Below are 18,634 nucleotides of genomic sequence, written 5' to 3'. Positions count from 1 at the left end.
ACCGGACCAGGAGGAGCCATGCCGAACCCGTTCGTGAAGCTGTGGAAGTACCTGACGGCCTCGGCCAACGCACAGATCGACGAGCGAGCCGATCCCAAGATCCAGATCCAGCAGGCGATCGAGGCGGAGCAGCAGCGGCACCAGGCGCTGGCCAACCAGGCCGCCGCCGTCCTGGGCAACCAGCGCCAGCTGGAGATGCGGCTCAACCGCCAGCTGGGTGAGGTCGAGAAGCTGCAGTCCTCGGCGCGCCAGGCGCTGAACCTGGCCGACCAGACCCGGGCGGCCGGTGACGCGGCGAAGGCGTCGGAGTACGAGCAGGCCGCGCAGGCCTTCGCCACCCAGCTGGTCAGCGCCGAGCAGGCGGTGGAGGACCTCAAGCGCAGCCACGACGAGGCGCTCCAGGCCGCCGAGCAGGCCAAGGGCGCGGTGGAGACGAGCCGGATGCGGCTGCAGTCGACGCTGGCCGAGCGGACCAAGCTCATGTCGCAGCTGGAGCAGGCCAAGATGCAGGAGCAGGTCTCCGCGTCGCTGCGCCAGGTCAACGAGCTCTCCGCGCCGGGCAACACCCCGTCGCTCGGCGAGGTCCGCGACAAGATCGAGGCTCGCTACGCCAACGCGCTGGGCCAGGCCGAGCTGGCGCAGAACTCCGTCGAGGGCCGCATGCTCGAGGTGCAGAAGGCGACGATCGACGTCGCCGGCGCCTCGCGGCTGGCGGAGATCCGCGCCTCGATGGGCGGCGGCACGCAGGCGATCAGCGGCACCCAGGCCGCCGGCGCCATCGAGCAGGGCACCCCGCCGGTGACCGGGCTCGGCGCCGAGACCCCGGCCGCCCAGCCGGCCGAGCGGCCCGACCCCGCCTGAACGAGACCGACGGCCGACCTACGCGGGCCGGCCGTCGGTCCGGCCCCGGTGCAGGGGCCCGCCGCGAGCTCGCGAGCGGCGGGGGGCACCGGGGTCCTTTCTCATGTTGCGGCGATCGACGCGGGGTGGCCGGGTTCGCCGGTGCGCGCGAGCGGGTCGATCGGGCTGCGTGCGGCCTGGCACGAGGGGCACCAGTAGGTCACCCGCTCCTGGGTGTCCGGGCCCTGGTCGCCGAGCAGGATGGTGGTGCGGCAGCGGCGGCACGGGCGGCCCTTGCGGCCGAAGACCCAGTGGTCCTCGCCGCGCCGGGTCGAGCCGGTGGTGCTCTGCTCGGGGCGGTCGCGGTTGGCCAGCATCAGCGTGCGGGCCCGGTCCACCAGCCCCGGGAGGTCCGGCACGTCGGCGACCCGGGTCCACGGGTGGGTGCGGGTCATGAACAGCGTCTCGACCTTGTAGAGGTTGCCGATGCCCGCCAGGTTCCGCTGGTCGAGGATCGCCACGCCGATCTGCTCGTCGGGGTGGGCGCGCAGCCGGCGCAGCGCCTCGTCGAGGTCCCAGTCCGGGCCCAGCACGTCGGGGCCGAGGTGGCCGACCAGCTCGTCCTCGGCGCTGGTCGGGACGATCCGGATGTCGTGCAGCCGGTAGCCGACGCAGTCCCACTCGTCGGTGGCCAGGACGGCCCGGATGCTGTGCCCGGGCCCGCCCTTCCACGGGGTGCCCTTCCGGTAGATGTGCCAGCTGCCGTCCATCCGGTAGTGGGTGCGCAGCGTCCGACCGTCGGCGAAGCGGGTGAGCATGTGCTTGCCGCGGGGGACGACCTCGGTCACGGTCGCCCCGGCGAGGTCGACGGTCGCCAGCTGCGGCACCCGCAGCTCGCCCTTGGTGAGCGTGGCGCCGGCCAGCGCGGTGTTCATCCGGTTGGCGGCCAGCCAGACGGTGTCTCCTTCGGGCATCCCGCCATGATCCCCGCTCGCGCGCGCCGGCGCCGGACCGGTGCCGGTCGGGCCCGCCCGCTCACCAGCGGGCGCGGCGCGGCTCGGTGCCGGCCTCCCCGGTGCGCGCCCGCGGGTCGACGGGCACCGGCGTGGCCTGGCAGGTCGGGCACCACCAGGTGACCCGCTCCTGCAGGTCGGGGCCCTGGTCGCCGAGCAGGATCGGCGTCCGGCAGCGGCGGCACGGGCGGCCCGTGCGGCCGGCGACCCAGTGGTCCTGACCCCGGCGGGTCTCGCCGGTGGTGCTCTGCGCGGGGCGGTGGCGGTTGGCCAGCATCAGCGTGCGCGCCCGCTCGACCAGCGCGCGCAGGTCCGGGACGTCGGCGACCCGCGCCCACGGGTTCACGCCGGTGAGGAAGAGCGACTCGACCTTGTAGAGGTTGCCGATGCCGGCCAGGTTGCGCTGGTCCAGGACAGCGACGCCGATCTGCTCGTCGGGGTGGGCACGGAGCCGGCGGAGCGCCTCGTCGAGGTCCCAGTCGGACCCCAGCACGTCGGGGCCGAGGTGGCCGACGAGCTCGTCCTCGGCACTGGTCGGGACGATCCGCATGTCGTGCAGCCGGTAGCCGACGCACTCGTACTCGTCGGTGGCCAGCACCGCGCGGACGTCGTGCCCGGGCCCGCCGCGCCACCGGCTGCCCGGCCGGTAGATGTGCCAGCTGCCGTCCATCCGGTAGTGGGTGCGCAGCGTCCGGCCGTCGGCCAACCGGGTGAGCATGTGCTTGCCGCGGGGGACGACCTCGGTGACCGTCGCGCCGGTGAGGTCGACGGCGGCCAGTTGCGGCACGCGCAGCTCACCCCGGCGCAGCGTGGCGCCGGCCAGCGCGGTGTTCATCCGCTGGGCGGCCAGCCAGACGGTGTCTCCCTCGGGCACGCCGTCCATGGTCCCCGGCGTCCGGGTCCGCCGCCGCTCGGCCGAACCACTTCCGTGGGCCGTTGTGCTCTGCTCACCCGGGGGGAGCAGAGCACGAGCGCTGCGCCGTGCGCTCCGACGATGGCGGGGCGCCCCGGGCGGGTGACCGATGGTGAGCGTGCCGACATCCGGGAACAGCCTGGGATCCGTCGGCGCTGACGTGCCCGTGACCATGTCGACGCGACTGCGCAGCCTCACCAGCGCCCCGGCCCCGGAACCGGCGGCCGAGCCGGTCACGGTGACGGTGGCGCGGGTCGTACCGGCCGAGCAGCAGGCGGCGTACGAGCGCTGGGCCGCCGAGGTGCAGGAGCTCGTGGCGACCTTCCCGGGCAACCTCGGCACGTCGCTGCTGCGCCCGGGCCCCGGCAGCAACGAGTACCACTTCGTCTACCGGTTCACCGACGACGAGGCGCTGAACCGGTGGGAGCGCTCGGCGGAGCGGCGGCAGGCGCTGGAGCGCGTGCACCCGTTCACCGAGCGGGAGCGGTTCGCCCGCGCCGTCGGCCTGGAGACGTTCTTCGCGGTGCCGGCGAAGCCCGGCCCGGCCTGGCGCAGCTGGCTGCTCACCGTCGCCGTGGTGCTCGCCCTGACGTCGACCTTCCAGCTGGTCGCGGTGCCGTTCGTGGGCGGGTGGCCGTGGGGCGCCCGGCTGCTGGTGTCGGCGGTCTTCGTGGTGTCCGCGCTGCGCTTCCTGATGCCGCGGCTGAGCCGGCGGCTCGGCCCCTGGCTGCAGGGCTCACGCCGCCGCTGAGCTCGGCGCCGCTGAGCCCGGCGCCGCTGAGCCCGCTCCCCGACCGGGTCAGCCGCGCAGCCGCAGGCCGCGCGGGGTGGTGGAGAACCCCGCCGCCTGCAGGGCCGCGGTCAGCGGACCGGACTCGTGCACCGAGGCGCCGTCGGCCTTCTGCACCGTCATCCGGCCGAGCGCGCCGGAGGCGACCGCGCTGGACAACGCCGTCGCCGCCTCCTTGAGCGCGGTCTCCTCCTCCGTCCAGGACAGCAGCGTCTTGCCGCCGCGCTCGACGTAGAGGACCAGCTGCCCGTCGACCAGCACGACCAGCGCCCCGGCCTTGCGCCCGGCCCGGTGGCCGGTCTTGCGGCTGCCGGTGCCCTCGCCCAAGTCGACGGCCTCCCCGTCGGCGGAGGCGACCGGGCGCTCCGGCCACGGCAGCGCGGCGCCGTACACGTTGGCCGGGTCGGTGGCGGCCAGGACGACCGGGCCGGCAGGAACCCGGTCCGGGTTGGCGAACGTCCGCAGCCGGTCGATCGAGCCCGGGGTGCCGAACTGCGCGGCGCCCAGCGTCTCGACGAAGTAGCCGCGGCGGGCCCGGCCGTTCTCCTCGAACGCCCGCAGCACCGGGTAGACCGCGGAGAAGCCACCGGTGACCTGCTCGGCCTGCACCGCGCCGCGGGTGAGCACCCCGTGCCGCTCGAGCAGCGCCTCGGCCCGGGCGGTGGTGCGCTTGGTCGCGTTGCCCTCCAGCTCGGGCAGCCGCGACCAGCGCCCGGCCATCGCCGGCGGCCCGGTGCGGCTGGGCATCGCCGGCCGGCCCAGCCGGGTGCGGCCGTAGCGGGTGCGGTCCAGCCGGGCGCGCGGAGCGGCGGGCTGGCGCTTGTGGGTGCCGCCGCCGGACAACCGGACCCGCAGCGGGGCCAGGGTGTCGTTGGTCAGCGCGCCGGCCCACACGAGGTCCCAGATCTCCTCGGCCAGCGCGGTGTCGTCGGTCGCGCCCACCCGGTCGGAGAGCGAGCGGAAGAACATCGCCTGCCCGCCGGAGAGCTCGTCGAGCAGCGCGGCGCCGTACCCGCCCTCGACCTGCGCGGCGCCGGGCGGCTCGGGGAGCAGCAGCGGGGCCAGGTCGGCGGGGACGAGCGTCACCCAGCCGTCGCCGCCGGAGAGCCCGCCGGCGCCGGCCCACAGCACCTCACCGGCGCTGGTCAGCTCGTCGAGCATGGCGGGGGAGTAGCCATGCACCCGCGACGGCAGCACCAGCGACTCCAGCGCGGATGCCGGCACCAGCGCACCGGCCAGCTGCTCGACGACCGCGAGCACGCCGTCGACGCCGCGCATCCGCCCACCGACCGACTGCCAGCTCGGGGTGAACCGGGCGAGGGTGTCGATCGGGACCGGCTCGACCTCCTGCCGCAGCTTGGCCAGCGAGCGCCGCCGGACGGAGCGCAGCACCTCCGCGTCGCACCACTCCTGGCCGATGCCGCCGGGGCGGAACTCGCCGGTGACCAGCCGACCGGTGCCCACCAGCCGCTGCACGGTGGCGGTGACCACGGCGACGCCCAGGCCCAGCCGGGCGGCGACCTCGGGCGGGGCGAAGGGCCCGTGGGTGCGGGCGAACCGGCCGATCAGGTCGCCCAGCGGGTCGGCCACCGGCTCGGTGAAGACCTCCGGCACCCCGACCGGCAGCGCGGTGCCCAGCGCGTCGCGGAGCCGGCCGGCGTCCTCGATGGCGACGTACCGCTGCTCGCCGGCGATCCGGACCACCAGCGCCCGGCGGGAGACGACCAGCTCCTCCAGCCAGGCGGCCGGCACCCCGCGGGCCGCGGCCTCGGCCACGGTGAGGTCGCCGATGCCGCGGAGCAGGTCGCTGGCGCCGTCGACGTCGCGCGGGTGCCGCTGCTCGGGCAGCCGCTGCAGCTCGGCCTCGACCTCGGCCATCGCGTCGGCGTCGAGCAGCTCGCGCAGCTCCGAGCGGCCCAGCAGCTCGGCCAGCAGGCCGGTGTCGAGGGCCAGCGCCTGTGCCCGACGCTCGGCCAGCGGGGCGTCGCCCTCGTAGATGAACTGCCCGACGTAGCCGAACAGCAGCGACTGGGCGAACGGCGAGGCGGTCTGGGTCTGCACGTCGACCACCCGCACCCGGCGGGCGCGCACGTCGCTCATCAGCTCGACCAGCCCGGGCACGTCGTAGACGTCCTGCAGCACCTCCCGGACCGCCTCGAGGGTGATCGGGAAGGAGGAGAACTCGCTGGCGACCGAGAGCAGCTGCGCGGCGCGCTGCCGCTGCTGCCACAGCGGGGTGCGGCGGCGCGGGTCGCGGCGGGGGAGCAGCAGCGCGCGGGCCGCGCACTCGCGGAACCGGCTGGCGAACAGCGCGGAGTTGCCGACCTCGGCGGTGACCTCGCGCTCGACGTCGTCCGGGTCGAGCACGGCCAGGTCGGCCTCGGGTGCCTCGCCGGTGGTGTCGGGCAGCCGCAGCACGATGCCGTCGTCGGAGTGCATCGAGGCGACGTCGACGCCGTAGCGCTCGCGCAGCCGGGCCGCGAGGACCAGCGCCCAGGGGGCGTTGACCTGGGCGCCGAAGGGGGAGTGGACGACCAGCCGCCAGTCGCCGAGCTCGTCGCGGAACCGCTCGACCAGCAGCGTGCGGTCGTCGGGGAGGTGGCCGGTGGCCGCCTTCTGCTCGGCCAGGTAGGCGAAGAGGTTGGCCGCGCCCCACTCGTCCAGCCCGGCGGCACGGGCCCGCTCGGTGCCGGCCTCCGGGGTGGCCGAGCCCACCTCGCGGAGGAAGGCGCCCAGCGCCCGGCCCAGCTCGAGCGGGCGGCCCAGGGTGTCGCCGTGCCAGAACGGCATCTTGCCGGGGCGCCCGGGTGCAGGGCTGACCAGCACCCGGTCGTGGGTGATCTCCTCGATCCGCCAGGACGACGACCCGAGCAGGAAGACGTCGCCCACCCGCGACTCGTAGACCATCTCCTCGTCCAGCTCGCCGACCCGGCGACCGCCGTTCTCCCCGGCGCCGGAGACGAGGAAGACGCCGAACAGCCCGCGGTCGGGGATGGTGCCGCCGCTGGTGACCGCCAGCCGCTGGGCACCGGCGCGGGCGGTGAGGGTGTCGGTGACGCGGTCCCAGGTGAGCCGGGGGCGCAGCTCGGCGAACGCGTCGGAGGGGTACCGGCCGGCCAGCATGTCGAGCACGGCGTGCAGCGCGGAGTCGGGCAGCCCGGCGAACGCGGCGGAGCGGCGGAGCACCGCGGCGACGTCGTCGACCGTGCGCGGCCGCTCGGAGACCATCGCGACGATCTGCTGGGCCAGCACGTCGAGCGGGTTGCGCAGGTAGCGGGTGGACTCGATCGCCCCGGCCCGCATCCGCTCGGCGACCACGGCGCTCTGCACCAGGTCGCCGCGGAACTTCGGGAAGATCACGCCCTCGCTGACCGCGCCGACCTGGTGGCCGGCCCGGCCGACGCGCTGGAGCCCGGCGGCGACGTTCGGCGGCGACTCGACCTGGACCACCAGGTCGACCGCGCCCATGTCGATGCCCAGCTCCAGCGATGAGGTGGCGACGACGGCGGGCAGCTGGCCGGACTTGAGCGCCTCCTCGACCACCGCCCGCTGCTCCCGGGACACCGAGCCGTGGTGGGCGGAGGCGACCGGCTTGACCTCCGGGGGCAGCCCGCCGCCGGAGCCGGCCTGGGCCATCAGCTCGGCCGGGTTCGCCCCGTGCGGCATCGGCTCGCCGGTGGCCCGCTCGTAGGCGAGCTCGTTGAGCCGGCTGGTGAGCCGCTCGGCCAGCCGGCGGGAGTTGGCGAACACGATGGTGCTGCGGTGGGACTCGATGAGGTCGAGCACCCGCTCCTCGACCGCCGGCCAGATCGACGTCCGCGGCTGGTTGCCCGCCGCCGACCCCTCCAGCTCACCGGTCGGCTGGCCGAGCTGGCTCATGTCCTCGACCGGGACGACGACCGACAGGTCCCACTGCTTGACCGACGGCGGGGCGACCACCTGCACCGGGCGGCCACCGGCCAGGAAGGTCGAGACCTCCTCGAGCGGGCGCACCGTGGCCGACAGCCCGACCCGCTGCGCCGGGCGCTCCAGCAGCTCGTCGAGCCGGTCCAGCGACACGGCCAGGTGGGCGCCGCGCTTGGTGCCGCACACCGCGTGCACCTCGTCGAGGATGACCGTCTCGACCCCGCGCAGCGCCTCGCGCGCCTGGCTGGTGAGCAGCAGGAACAGCGACTCCGGCGTGGTGATCAGGATGTCCGGCGGTCGGCGGGCGAACAGCCGGCGCTCGTCGGCGGGGGTGTCGCCGGACCGGACCCCGACGGTGATCTCCGGGCGGGGGAGGCCGAGCCGGGCCGCGGCCTGGCCGATGCCGGTCAGCGGCGCCCGGAGGTTGCGCTCGACGTCGACGGCCAGCGCCTTGAGCGGGGAGACGTAGAGGACCCGGCAGCGGGCCAGCGGGTCCTCCGGCGGCGGGGTGGCGGCCAGCCGGTCCAGCGACCAGAGGAAGGCTGCCAGCGTCTTGCCCGATCCGGTGGGGGCGACGACCAGCGCGTGCTCACCGCTGCTGATCGCCGACCAGGCGCCGTCCTGGGCCGGGGTCGGCTGCTCGAAGGCGCCGGTGAACCACGCCTGGGTGGGCGCGGAGAACCGCTCGAGGGCCGACACGCCGTCCAGTGTCCACGCGGGTACGACAGTTCGCCGGGGAGCAGCCGCGGGGTCGACCTGTCGACATGACGCCCGAAGCGAATGACACTGGTGTCATTCGGGCGTCGTCCGGCAGGGGGATCCGATGCTGCGCACCCAGGTCCAGTCCTCGAACATCGCCACGGTCGGCTACGACGAGGAGCAGCGGGTGATGGAGATCGTCTTCCGGGACGGTCGCGTCTACCACTTCCTCGAGGTGCCGCCGGAGCGCGTGCTGTCGCTGCTCCGGGCCGAGAGCAAGGGCCGCTTCTTCAACGCCGAGATCAAGCCGGCCTACGAGTACCGGGCCGTCGGCCGCCGCTGGGGCTGACCCGTCCGACGGGTCAGGGCCGGAGCCAGCGGCCGAACCACTCCAGCAGGATCTCCAGCCGCTGCAGGCGGTGCACCGGGCTGCCGCTGCGGGTGAGCTCGTGGCCCTCGCCGGGGAACCGGATGAGCTCCACCTCGCGGTCGAGCAGCTTCAGCGCCATGAACAGCTCCTCGGCCTGCCCGATCGAGCAGCGCCGGTCCTCCTCCGAGTGCACGATCGCCAGCGGCGCGGTGATGTCCCGGACCAGCCGGATCGGTGAGGCCTGCCAGTAGGAGGCGGCGTCGTCCAGGTGCGAGGCACCCAGGTAGGCCTCGAAGAACCACGGCGCCTCGTCCTTGGTCCCGGCGTCGCTGTACAGGTCGTACGGGCCGCGCTCGGCCCACCCGGCCCGGAACAGGTCGGTCTGCGCGAGCAGGTGCGCGGTCAGCAGGCCGCCGTAGGAGCCGCCCATGACGCCGACCCGGGCCGGGTCGAGGTCGGGGGAGGAGTCCAGGGTGGCGCGGACGACGGCCACCACGTCGGCCACGTCGGTGACGCCCCACCCGCTGCCGGGCACGGCGGCACGGGGGCCGGAGACCGTGCGCATCCACGCCGTCCCGTAGCCCGCTGAGCCGCGGGGGTTCAGGTAGAGGACGGCGTACCCGGCGGAGACCAGCACCTGCAGCTCGTGGGAGAACTGCCAGCCGTACTGGGTGCCGCCGCCCTGCAGCCACACCACCACGGGGAGGGGGCCGGGTCGGTCGGGCCGGACGAGCCAGGAGTCGACCGTCACGCCGGGCGCGACCGGCACCGCCTCGTACCGGGGGGCGACGAGCGAGCGCCGGGTCGCCGCCGACGGCGCGTGCCGGACCCGCTCGGCGCCGTCCGCCCCGATGACGCTCACCGCGGGCGGGTCCACCGGCCCGGAGGTGACGACGGCGGTCCGCCCGCCACGGACGTCGAACGCGGTGACCCGGCGCTGCCCGCCGACCAGCACCTGGTGCGCGCCCGGCTCGGTGGTGGAGAACCGGTGCACCGCGATCGCGCCGGCGTCCTCGACGACCACCGCGACGCCTCCCTCGTCGGTCCACCCGATCGAGCCGCCGGCGCAGTCGCGGTCGAACCCGGCCGCCAGGTCCGTCAGCGTGCCGGTGGCCGGGTCGAGCACCGCCAGGTGCTGCGCCGCGGGGAACCCGGCGACGTCGGTGACGGTCAGCGCCACCAGCGAACCGTCCGGTGACGGGACCGGCGAGCTGTGCAGGAGGTCGCTGCGGGTGAGCCGGCGCGGCTCCCCGTCCAACGGCTGGACGAAGACGTCGTTGGCGATGCTGCGGTCGGCGCCGGGGTGCCGCTTGCCGACGAAGTACACCGACCGCCCGTCGGGGTGCCAGGCGAACTCGGCGTCGTCGAACCCGCCGGTGGACAGCCGCGCGGGCGCCGCCGTCCCGTCGGCGTCGACGAGGTGGGCCTGCCGCGGCCGGTCCACCGTCCAGCCGATGCCGTCCTCGCGGTACCCCAGCGTGGTCAGCCGCCGCGGCGGGCGGCGGTCCTCGGGGAGCTCGTACCACCCGCGGTCGAGCGGCTCCCGGGCGACGAAGAGCAGGCGTCGCCCGTCGGGGGACCAGGCCAGCTCCTCGACGGGGTCCGGCCAGCCGGCGACGACGGTGGTCATAGACCCGTCCGGGGCCACCACGCGCACCTCGCAGCCGGCCGGCCCGTCGACCACGACGGCGAGCCGGTCGTCGGCGGGCGACCAGCGCGGCAGCCGCACCGAGCCCCCCGGGTCCAGGGGTGCGAGCGGTGCGTCGCCGTCCACCGGACCGGTCACGACATCGCGGTGGTAGCGGTTCGTCCTGACGTCGGGCCGGGACACGGCCGCGGCGACCCGCGCGCCGTCCCGGGACAGCACGACCTCGCCGACGTCGGCGAACCGGTCGAGGTCGTCGGGGAGCACGGGCTGCCGGTCCGTCGTCACCGGACGATCCTGGCAGCACGCCGTCCGCCGCCGCCGGGGTGGCATGGGCCACACTGCGGAGCATGCGGCACTCCCTGTACGAGGTCGAGCACGAGGACTTCCGGAAGAGCGTCCGGGCCTTCCTCGAGGAGCACGTGGCCCCCTTCCACGACCAGTGGGAGACCGACGGCATCGTGCCGCGCGAGCTGTGGACCGCGGCCGGCGCGCAGGGCCTCCTCGGGATCGAGATGGCCGAGCGGTACGGCGGCGGCGGGGTGCGCGACTTCCGCTGGTCGTGCGTGCTCAGCGAGGAGCTGACCCGGATCGGCGCCAGCGGGGTCGGCTTCGGGCTGCACAACGACGTCGTCGGCCCCTACCTGCGCGACCTGGCCACCGAGGAGCAGCAGCAGCGCTGGCTGCCGCGGTTCTGCTCCGGCGAGCTGATCACCGCGATCGCGATGACCGAGCCCGCGGCCGGCAGCGACCTGCAGGGCATCGCGACCACCGCCCGCCCGGACGGCGAGGACTGGGTGCTCAACGGGTCGAAGACCTTCATCACCAACGGGATCAACGCCGACCTGGTCGTCGTGGTGGCCCGCACGTCACCCGACGTCCCGGCGTCCCGCGGGCTGACCCTGCTCGTCGTCGAGCGCGGCATGCCGGGGTTCACCCGCGGCCGCAACCTGGACAAGGTCGGGCTCAAGGCCCAGGACACCGCCGAGCTGTTCTTCGACGACGTCCGGGTGCCCGGTGCCAACCTGCTCGGCACCCGCGACGCCGGCTTCGCCCACCTGATGCAGAACCTGCCCCAGGAGCGGCTGCACATCGCCGTCTCCGCGGTCGCCAGCGCCGAGACCGTGCTCGCGCTCACCGTCGAGTACGTCACCGGCCGGACGGCGTTCGGCCGGCCGGTCGGGTCGTTCCAGCACTCGCGCTTCGTGCTCGCCGAGCTGCAGACCGAGGTCACCATCGCCCGCACGTTCGTCGACGAGTGCGTCCGGCAGCTGGACTCCGGCGAGCTCACCGCCACCGACGCGGCGATGGCGAAGTGGTGGACGACGGACCTGCAGCACAAGGTCGCCGACCGGTGCCTGCAGCTGCACGGCGGCTACGGCTACATGAGCGAGTACCGGGTCTCCAAGGCCTGGCGCGACTCGCGGGTGCAGTCCATCTACGGCGGCACCAACGAGATCATGAAGGAGATCGTCGGCCGCTCGATGGGCCTCTAGCAGGTCAGCAGCCCGAACCGCTCCTTGAGCGCCAGCACCCGGCCGGCCGACTCCCGCACCCGGTCGGCGAAGGCGGGGTCGGCGCCCGCGCGGTCGGCGAGCGCCTGGGCCATCGGTGCGGCGTGCGTGGCGTCCTTGTCCAGCACGACGTCGACCCCGGCGGCCACGGCGTCGACGGCCCGCTCGCCGACCGGCGTGCCCGACAGGGCGACGGCCGGCCCGACGTCGTCGCTGATCACCACCCCGTCGAAGCCCAGCTGGTCGCGCAGCAGGCCGATGACCGCGGGGGAGAAGAGCGCGAGCCGGTCGGGGTCGAGCTGCGGGTAGGTGGCCGAGCTGACCATCACTGCTGCGACCCGCTGGTCGACCGCGGCGGCGAACGGCGCGAGGTACGGGTCGTCGGCGCTCGTCTCGGGATCGGTCGCGCCGACGTCGGTGTCGGTGTTCACCTCGACCCGGCCCAGCCCCGGGAAGTGCTTGACCGTGGCGGCGACACCGACGTCCTGCATCGCCGTCACGACCGTGCCGACGGCCGCCGCGACCTGCTCCGGGTCGCTGCCGTACTGCCGGTCGAACGCCCCGATCGGCGGGTTGTCCGCCTCCCTGCCGGCGGGCACCGTGTCGGCCACGGGTCCGAGGTCCATGGTGATCCCGGCGGTGCGGAGCCAGCCGGCCCACTCGCTGGTCGCCGCGGCCAGCTCGGGCAGCGGCAGCCGGGCCTGCTCCAGCGCGCTCGGGACGCTGCCGAAGCCCGGCCCGCGCAGGGTCTGCACCGCCCCGCCCTCCTGGTCGACGGCGACCTCCAGCGGCAGCGGCGCCGCCGCCTGCAGCTGGGCCACCTGGGCGGTGACCTCCTCGACGCTCGCCGAGCTGCGCCCGTACAGGAACAGGCCACCGACCGGGACGTCGGACAGCGCGGCGTAGCCGGCGACCGGGTCCTGCACCGGCACGCCGATCATCAGCAGCTGGCCGACCTGCTGGCCGAGGTCGAGCCGCGCCAGCGTCTGCTCCGCGCAACTGGGGAACGCCGGGGTGCGCGGCGCCGTCGTCGTGGGCAGCGTCCGCGAGTCGGCGCCCACGGCGTCGCAGCCGGCCAGCGCCAGCAGCACGGTGGCCGCCAGCGCGCTCCGTCGTCCCGCCGTCCTGCTCATCCCGCCCTGTCTACCCGTCCGGGCGGGCCCACGGGGCAGCCGGGTCGGGCAGACTCGCCCGGTGACCGGACCCGCGCCGACGGCGCCCGACCTGGCGGCCGTCCAGCGTCGCACCCTGGTGGTGCTGTCCGCGGCGGTGGCCCTCGGCGGGCTGGGCGTCACGGTCGGGATCACCGTGGGCGGGCTGCTGGCCCGCGAGGTGGCCGGCAGCGACGCCGCCGCCGGCCTGGGGCAGACCGCGAGCGTGCTGGGTGCCGCGCTGGTCGCCGTCCCGCTGGCCCGGGCCAGCGACCGGTGGGGGCGGCGGGCCGGCCTGTCGCTGGGCTACGGGGTCGCGGTGCTCGGCGCGGGGATCGTCGTGGGGGCCGCCGCGCTCTCCTCGCTCCCGCTGCTGCTGGCCGGGCTCTTCCTGTTCGGCGCCTCGACCAGCAGCGGGCTGCAGGCGCGGTACGCGGCGGCCGACCTGGCCGAGCCGGAGCACCGCGGCCGGGCGCTGTCGCTGGTGGTGTGGGCGACGACGATCGGCTCGGTGCTGGGGCCCAACCTCGCCGAGCCGGGCGGGGCGCTGGGCAGCGCGCTGGGCCTGCCGGAGCTGGGCGGGGCGTTCGTGCTGTCGATCGCCGCGTTCGCCGTCGTCGTCCTCGGGGTGCTGCTGCTGCTCCGCCCCGACCCGCTGCGGCTCGCCCGCCGCCTGGCCGTGGGCTCCGGGCCGGCCGGCCCGCCGCCGCGCACCGGGGCCGGCGCGGCGCTGCGGGCGGTGTGGGCCTCACCCGGGGGCCGGCTGGGGATCACCGCCGTCGTCGTCTCGCACGCGGTGATGGTCGGGCTGATGGTCATGACGCCGGTGCACATGGGCGGCGGGCACGGCTCGGCCGACGGGACGACCCTGCGGGTGATCGGCCTGGTGATCAGCGTGCACGTCGCGGGGATGTACCTGTTCTCCCCGGTGGTGGGGTGGCTGGCCGACCGGGCCGGGCGCGGCACGACCGTCGCGCTGGGCGGCGTGCTGCTCCTGCTGGCCAGCGTGGTCGCCGGCACGGCACCGGCCGGCGCGGCCCTGCAGCTCGGCACCGGGCTGTTCCTGCTCGGGCTGGGCTGGTCCTGCGGTCTGGTGGCCGGCTCGACCCTGGTGACCGAGTCGGTGCCGGCGTCGCTGCGGCCCACGGCCCAGGGGGCGACCGACCTGCTGATGGGGCTGGGCGCGGCGGTCGCCGGAGCGGTGGGCGGGCCGCTGCTCGCCTTCGGCGGGTTCGGCCTGGTGGCCGTGGTCTCCGCGGTGTTCGTCGTCCCGCTGGGGCTGGTCTGGGCCGGTGCCCGGCGGGCGCCGGCCGGGCTGCGCGGCTGATCCGCCGGGCCGGTCACCCGCGGCGGGTGGGTACGGTCGTCGGCGTGCGGCTGCAGGAGTTCTGGTCCCGGATGGAGCGTCAGTTCGGCGCGGTCCGGTCGCAGACCGTCGTCCGCGACCACGTCTTCGGCTCGCTGGGCGGCCGGACCGCGGCCGAGGCCATCGAGGCCGGCGTCGCGGTGCGCACCGTGTGGCTGGAGATCTGCAAGGAGTACGACGTCCCGCCGAAGGAGCGCTGAGCGTCCTCCGGCGGGACGCCCGGGTCAGGCGGCGGTACCCGCGCCGAGCACCGCGCGGACGTGCTCGGCCAGCGTCGTGGTGGGCCGGCCGGTGAGCTGCGACAGGGCCGTGCTCCCGGTGTCGAGGGCACCCTGGGCGATCGACTGGTCGAGCCCGACGACGAACTGCGCCGTCCCCTCGGGCAGGCCGGCGGCCAGCAGGCTGCTCAGGTGCTCCTCCGCGGTGAGGGCGCGGTAGGTGACCTCCCGGCCGGCCTCGGCCGACACCGCGGCGGCCAGCTCGGCGAAGCTGAAGGCCTGGTCGCCGCCGAGCTCGTGCACGCCCACCGGCGGCTGCTCGGCGGTCAGCACCGCGACGGCGGCGGCGGCGAAGTCGGCGCGGGTGGCGGCGGCGATGCGGCCCTCGCCCGAGCTGCCGGTGAGCTCGCCGGTCTCGGCGGCCTGGCGGATCGGCTGGTCGTAGTTCTCCAGGTACCAGTTGTTGCGCAGCACGACGGCCGGGATGCCGAAGTCGGCGATCAGCCGCTCGGTGGCGATGTGCTCGGGGGCCAGCGGCAGCGGGGTGTCATCGGCCTTCGGCGCGCTGGTGTAGACGACCAGCTCGACACCGGCGGTCTTCGCCGCCTGCAGCACGTTGCCGTGCTGGGCGACGCGCTGGCCCACCTCGCTGCCGGAGACCAGCAGCAGCCGGTCGACGCCCTGCAGGGCGGTGACCAGCGCCGCCTCGTCGGAGTAGTCGGCCTGGCGCACCTGCACGCCCCGCTCGGCGAGGTCGGCCGCCTTGGCGGGGCTGCGGACGATCGCGACGACCTCGGCGGCCGGCACGCCGGCCTCCAGCAGGCCGGTGACGACGAGGTGGCCGAGGTGGCCGGTGGCTCCGGTGACGGCGATCATGGTGACTCCTCCGAGTGCTCTCTGTCCGTATGGCACTAACGATTGGTAAGTACCAGTCGAATGGAACGTACACTCGTACCCGACAGAGTGCTGACGAGGAGGGTGCCCGGTGGCGGAGCAGACGGTCGAGGAGCTCGTGGCCGACGTCTTCAGCCGCGCCTGCACCTCCCGCGAGGCGCTGGAGCACGTCACCGGCAAGTGGTCGCTGCTCGCGCTGTCGGCGCTGGCCGAGAGCCCGCGCCGGTTCGGCGAGCTGCGCCGCCGCATCGAGGGCGTCAGCGAGAAGATGCTGGCGCAGAGCCTGCAGACCCTCGAGCGGGACGGCTGGGTGCACCGCGAGGTGCGGTCCTCGATCCCCCCGCACGTCGAGTACCGGCTCACCGGGGCCGGTGCCGAGCTGGTGCCGCACCTGCTGGCCCTGATCGGCTTCGTCGAGGACCGGATGCCCGGCGTCCGCGCCGCCCGGTCGGCGGCCGACGAGGCGCGCTCCCCGGCCGGCGGGACCGCTCCGGCCCGCTGAGCGGGCGTGGCCGGGACGGCCACGGCGTGTCGCCGGAATCGAACAGGTGTTCGGCATACCGTGTCCACAGGCCCGGTGTCCGTCCACAGACGGGCCCGGTCCGGCGAAAGTGTCAGACCCCCGCCCTAGCGTCGGCGACGACCCGCTACAGCGACATCCGAAGGTGGCCACCATGGCAACGCTCGACCGCGACAAGGCCCTCGACATGGCCCTCGCCCAGATCGACAAGCAGTTCGGCAAGGGCTCCGTCATGCGCCTGGGCGACTCGCCCGAGGTCGCGATGAAGGTCATCCCCACCGGCTCCATCGCCCTCGACATCGCCCTCGGTGTCGGCGGCCTGCCGCGCGGCCGGGTCGTGGAGGTCTACGGCCCCGAGGCCTCGGGCAAGACGACGGTCGCCCTGCACGCGGTGGCCAACGCCCAGGCCGCCGGCGGCATCGTGGCCTTCGTCGACGCCGAGCACGCGCTCGACCCCGACTACGCCCGGGCGATCGGCGTCGACACCGACGCCCTGCTGATCAGCCAGCCCGACACCGGTGAGCAGGCGCTGGAGATCGCGGACATGCTGATCCGCTCCGGCGCCCTCGACCTGATCGTCATCGACTCGGTGGCCGCCCTGGTGCCCCGCGCCGAGATCGAGGGCGAGATGGGTGACAGCCACGTCGGTCTGCAGGCCCGGCTGATGAGCCAGGCGCTCCGCAAGATCACCGGTGCGCTGAGCAACTCCGGCACGACCTGCATCTTCATCAACCAGCTGCGCGAGAAGGTCGGCGTCGTCTACGGCTCGCCCGAGGTGACCACCGGTGGCCGGGCGCTGAAGTTCTACTCGTCGGTCCGGCTCGACGTGCGCCGCATCGAGACCCTCAAGCAGGGCACCGACGCGGTCGGCAGCCGGGTGCGGATCAAGGTCGTGAAGAACAAGGTGGCCGCGCCGTTCAAGCAGGCCGAGCTCGACCTCATCTGGGGCACCGGGTTCAGCCGCGAGGGCGGCCTCATCGACATCGGTGTGGAGCAGGGCTTCGTCCGGAAGTCCGGCGCTTGGTACACCTACGACGGCGACCAGCTCGGCCAGGGCAAGGAGAACGCCCGCAACTTCCTGCGGGACAACCCCGACCTGGCCGACGAGATCGAGAAGAAGATCAAGGAGAAGCTCGGCATCGGCGTCGCCAAGGCCGAGCAGCCGGCTGCCGAGCCGGCCGACTTCTGATCGACCCGGTGTCCGACACGCTGTTCGACGGCGGTCCGGGCGGGGGCTCCGGCGAGGACGCGGCGCCGGCCGACGACACAGGTCGTCGGTCCGGTCGCCGCGGTCGCGGGGGCGCCCAGCGCGGTGGCGCCGGCGGGCTGGGCGACGGCGGGGGCCGCCGTCGCGGTGGTCGGGCGAGTGGTCCGCAGTGGAGCTCCCGGTCGGCCGACGCCGACGCCCCGGCCGAGGAGATGGAGGACCCGGAGACCGTCGCCAAGGGCATCTGCCTGCGCGCGCTCACCGGGACGGCCAAGACCCGCAAGCAGCTGGCCGAGCTGCTGGCCAAGAAGGACGTGCCGGACGAGGCGGCGAACGCCGTGCTCGACCGGTTCACCGAGGTCGGCCTGATCGACGACGCCGCGTTCGCCGCCGCCTGGGTCTCCACCCGGCAGTCCGGGCGCGGGCTGGCCCGCCGGGCGCTCGCGTCCGAGCTGCGGGCCAAGGGCGTCGACGGCGAGGTGGCCGCGGCCGCCGTGGCCGAGGTCGACCCGCAGGACGAGTGGGACTCCGCCCGGCGGCTGATCGAGCGCAAGATGCCGTCGATGCAGCGGCTGGACCGGGTCACCGCCGAGCGCCGCCTGATGGGCATGCTCGCCCGCAAGGGCTACGGCGGTGGGCTGGCCGGCTACGTCGTCCGGGAGGCCCTCGACGGCCTCGCCCACGCCGAGGACGCCGCCGACGAGGCCGACGACGCGACGCTCGACGCCGGCCCGCCCGAGGACGCACCGGTGTGGACCGCCGCGCGTTCCGCGGCCCGTGCAGCCGCCCGGTCCACCGCGGCCGCTGCCGACGAGGTCGACGACGCCGGGGTGGCCGTCGAGGTGGGCGAGGGTCGGGCACGGCCGATCGGCGGCGGGCGGCAGGCCCCGCCGCACGTCTGGGTCGACGACCTGCCCTAGCCCCGCGCCGGGGTGGGCACCCACCAGCCCCCGGAGAGCAGATCAGCCGATGCGACGGTCGTCGCATCGGCTGACCGCGTTCAGGGGTGACTGCGCCGCCGCCCCGTCGGGGCGGCGGCACGGCCGTCCGGGGTGCGGGCTGCTGGTCGAGCTCGGTGCCGGTCGTGCTCGGTGCCGGTGTGCCGCCGGTGTGCCGGCGGTCGGTGACCTCGGCGTCAGCAGGGTGGGGCGGCCTCGCGAGGGCTCAGCGGTTGAGCCAGGCGGTGACGTCGATGGCCACGCCCCCGGCGGCCTCCTCGTCCGGGGTGAGCCAGCGGCGGCTGCGCTCCTGGCCGGCGCCCAGCCACAGCTCGATGGCCGTGTCGAACTGCGACATGGTGATCTCCTTGCCGGCGATCGAGCTGGCCGGGCCGAGGAAGGTCACGTCGGCCTCCTGGCCGTTCGGGTACAGCAGCACCACGCGACAGCGGGCGCGGCGGTGGCGGGCCGGCGGCACGGCCTCCCGCACGATCGCCGAGTCGGCGCCGGCGGCGGTGGCGAAGCGGCGGGCGCTGGCCCGCAGCTTGCCGACGAAGATCTGGGTCGTCGTCTCCAGGTCGTTGTCGTCGTCGAGGTCCAGGTGCATGTGGCGCGGCGCGGCGGCAGTCGAGGTCACGCCTCCACTCTCG

Annotated in this window: 16 protein-coding genes; 9 read left to right on the top strand and 7 right to left on the bottom strand. The window is 75.3% G+C overall.

Going from position 1 to position 18,634, the window contains the following annotated elements; genetic code table 11:
- The first annotated feature begins 18 nt into the window (after positions 1 to 18).
- Positions 19 to 861 (top strand): PspA/IM30 family protein, encoded by an 843-nt coding sequence (locus FHX36_RS20400; protein WP_110552844.1) that lies wholly within the window; start codon positions 19 to 21, stop codon positions 859 to 861.
- 101 nt (positions 862 to 962) lie between these two features.
- On the opposite strand, the gene FHX36_RS20395 is transcribed toward FHX36_RS20400, so the two are convergent.
- Positions 963 to 1,814, bottom strand: a complete 852-nt coding sequence (locus tag FHX36_RS20395; RefSeq protein WP_110552845.1) for a DNA-formamidopyrimidine glycosylase family protein — start codon at positions 1,812 to 1,814, stop codon at positions 963 to 965.
- Positions 1,815 to 1,875: 61 nt separating this feature from the next.
- Entirely contained in the window at positions 1,876 to 2,727 is an 852-nt protein-coding gene (locus tag FHX36_RS20390; protein WP_183514282.1) for a DNA-formamidopyrimidine glycosylase family protein, read from the bottom strand.
- A 211-nt stretch (positions 2,728 to 2,938) separates the two neighbouring features.
- On the opposite strand from FHX36_RS20390, the gene FHX36_RS20385 reads away from it, so the two are divergent.
- Complete coding sequence (locus FHX36_RS20385) at positions 2,939 to 3,517, top strand: antibiotic biosynthesis monooxygenase (protein ID WP_110554196.1); 579 nt, start codon at positions 2,939 to 2,941, stop codon at positions 3,515 to 3,517.
- 48 nt (positions 3,518 to 3,565) lie between these two features.
- On the opposite strand, the gene FHX36_RS20380 is transcribed toward FHX36_RS20385, so the two are convergent.
- A complete protein-coding gene (locus tag FHX36_RS20380) occupies positions 3,566 to 8,161 on the bottom strand; it encodes an ATP-dependent helicase (protein ID WP_183514281.1) in 4,596 nt (1,531 codons plus the stop codon).
- 124 nt (positions 8,162 to 8,285) lie between these two features.
- Here FHX36_RS20380 and FHX36_RS20375 point away from each other — a divergent pair, with 124 nt between their 5' ends.
- On the top strand, positions 8,286 to 8,510 hold the full coding sequence (locus FHX36_RS20375) for a KTSC domain-containing protein (protein WP_110551572.1): 225 nt from the start codon (positions 8,286 to 8,288) through the stop codon (positions 8,508 to 8,510).
- A gap of 13 nt (positions 8,511 to 8,523) precedes the next feature.
- On the opposite strand, the gene FHX36_RS20370 is transcribed toward FHX36_RS20375, so the two are convergent.
- The gene (locus FHX36_RS20370) at positions 8,524 to 10,464 is read right to left on the bottom strand and encodes a S9 family peptidase (protein WP_258372642.1); all 1,941 of its coding nucleotides are present in this window, start codon (positions 10,462 to 10,464) and stop codon (positions 8,524 to 8,526) included.
- A gap of 62 nt (positions 10,465 to 10,526) precedes the next feature.
- On the opposite strand from FHX36_RS20370, the gene FHX36_RS20365 reads away from it, so the two are divergent.
- A complete protein-coding gene (locus tag FHX36_RS20365; protein ID WP_110551571.1) occupies positions 10,527 to 11,672 on the top strand; it encodes an acyl-CoA dehydrogenase family protein in 1,146 nt (381 codons plus the stop codon).
- Here FHX36_RS20365 and FHX36_RS20360 read toward each other — a convergent pair.
- Positions 11,669 to 12,823: a glycoside hydrolase family 3 N-terminal domain-containing protein gene (locus FHX36_RS20360; RefSeq protein ID WP_110551570.1), complete on the bottom strand. Its 1,155-nt coding sequence runs from the start codon at positions 12,821 to 12,823 to the stop codon at positions 11,669 to 11,671. The genes FHX36_RS20365 and FHX36_RS20360 overlap by 4 nt on opposite strands.
- Positions 12,824 to 12,884: 61 nt before the next feature.
- Here FHX36_RS20360 and FHX36_RS20355 point away from each other — a divergent pair, with 61 nt between their 5' ends.
- Together FHX36_RS20355 and FHX36_RS20350 are read left to right on the top strand one after the other, a co-directional pair.
- On the top strand, positions 12,885 to 14,168 hold the full coding sequence (locus FHX36_RS20355) for an MFS transporter (RefSeq protein WP_110551569.1): 1,284 nt from the start codon (positions 12,885 to 12,887) through the stop codon (positions 14,166 to 14,168).
- Between the two features lie 44 nt (positions 14,169 to 14,212).
- The gene (locus FHX36_RS20350) at positions 14,213 to 14,407 is read left to right on the top strand and encodes a DUF3046 domain-containing protein (RefSeq protein WP_110551576.1); all 195 of its coding nucleotides are present in this window, start codon (positions 14,213 to 14,215) and stop codon (positions 14,405 to 14,407) included.
- A 24-nt stretch (positions 14,408 to 14,431) separates the two neighbouring features.
- Here the strand turns inward: FHX36_RS20350 and FHX36_RS20345 are convergent, their stop codons facing one another.
- Positions 14,432 to 15,301: an SDR family oxidoreductase gene (locus FHX36_RS20345; RefSeq protein ID WP_110551568.1), complete on the bottom strand. Its 870-nt coding sequence runs from the start codon at positions 15,299 to 15,301 to the stop codon at positions 14,432 to 14,434.
- A gap of 109 nt (positions 15,302 to 15,410) precedes the next feature.
- Between FHX36_RS20345 and FHX36_RS20340 the strand changes: the two genes are divergently transcribed.
- From FHX36_RS20340 to FHX36_RS20330, 3 genes are all read left to right on the top strand, one after another.
- Positions 15,411 to 15,821, top strand: coding sequence for a winged helix-turn-helix transcriptional regulator (locus tag FHX36_RS20340; protein WP_110551567.1), 411 nt, complete (start codon positions 15,411 to 15,413; stop codon positions 15,819 to 15,821).
- A 172-nt stretch (positions 15,822 to 15,993) separates the two neighbouring features.
- Positions 15,994 to 17,028 carry a recombinase RecA gene (gene recA / locus FHX36_RS20335; RefSeq protein ID WP_110551575.1) on the top strand — a complete coding sequence of 345 codons (1,035 nt, stop codon included), beginning with the start codon at positions 15,994 to 15,996 and terminating at the stop codon, positions 17,026 to 17,028.
- Positions 17,029 to 17,036: 8 nt separating this feature from the next.
- Entirely contained in the window at positions 17,037 to 17,966 is a 930-nt protein-coding gene (locus tag FHX36_RS20330; RefSeq protein ID WP_258372641.1) for a regulatory protein RecX, read from the top strand.
- A 244-nt stretch (positions 17,967 to 18,210) separates the two neighbouring features.
- Here FHX36_RS20330 and FHX36_RS20325 read toward each other — a convergent pair whose 3' ends face one another.
- Positions 18,211 to 18,621, bottom strand: coding sequence for a hypothetical protein (locus FHX36_RS20325; RefSeq protein ID WP_110551566.1), 411 nt, complete (start codon positions 18,619 to 18,621; stop codon positions 18,211 to 18,213).
- Positions 18,622 to 18,634 lie beyond the last annotated feature (13 nt).

Source organism: Modestobacter versicolor, assembly GCF_014195485.1.
In the GTDB taxonomy this organism is placed as follows: Bacteria; Actinomycetota; Actinomycetes; order Mycobacteriales; family Geodermatophilaceae; genus Modestobacter; species Modestobacter versicolor.
This window is presented reverse-complemented; position numbering and strand designations above follow the sequence as displayed.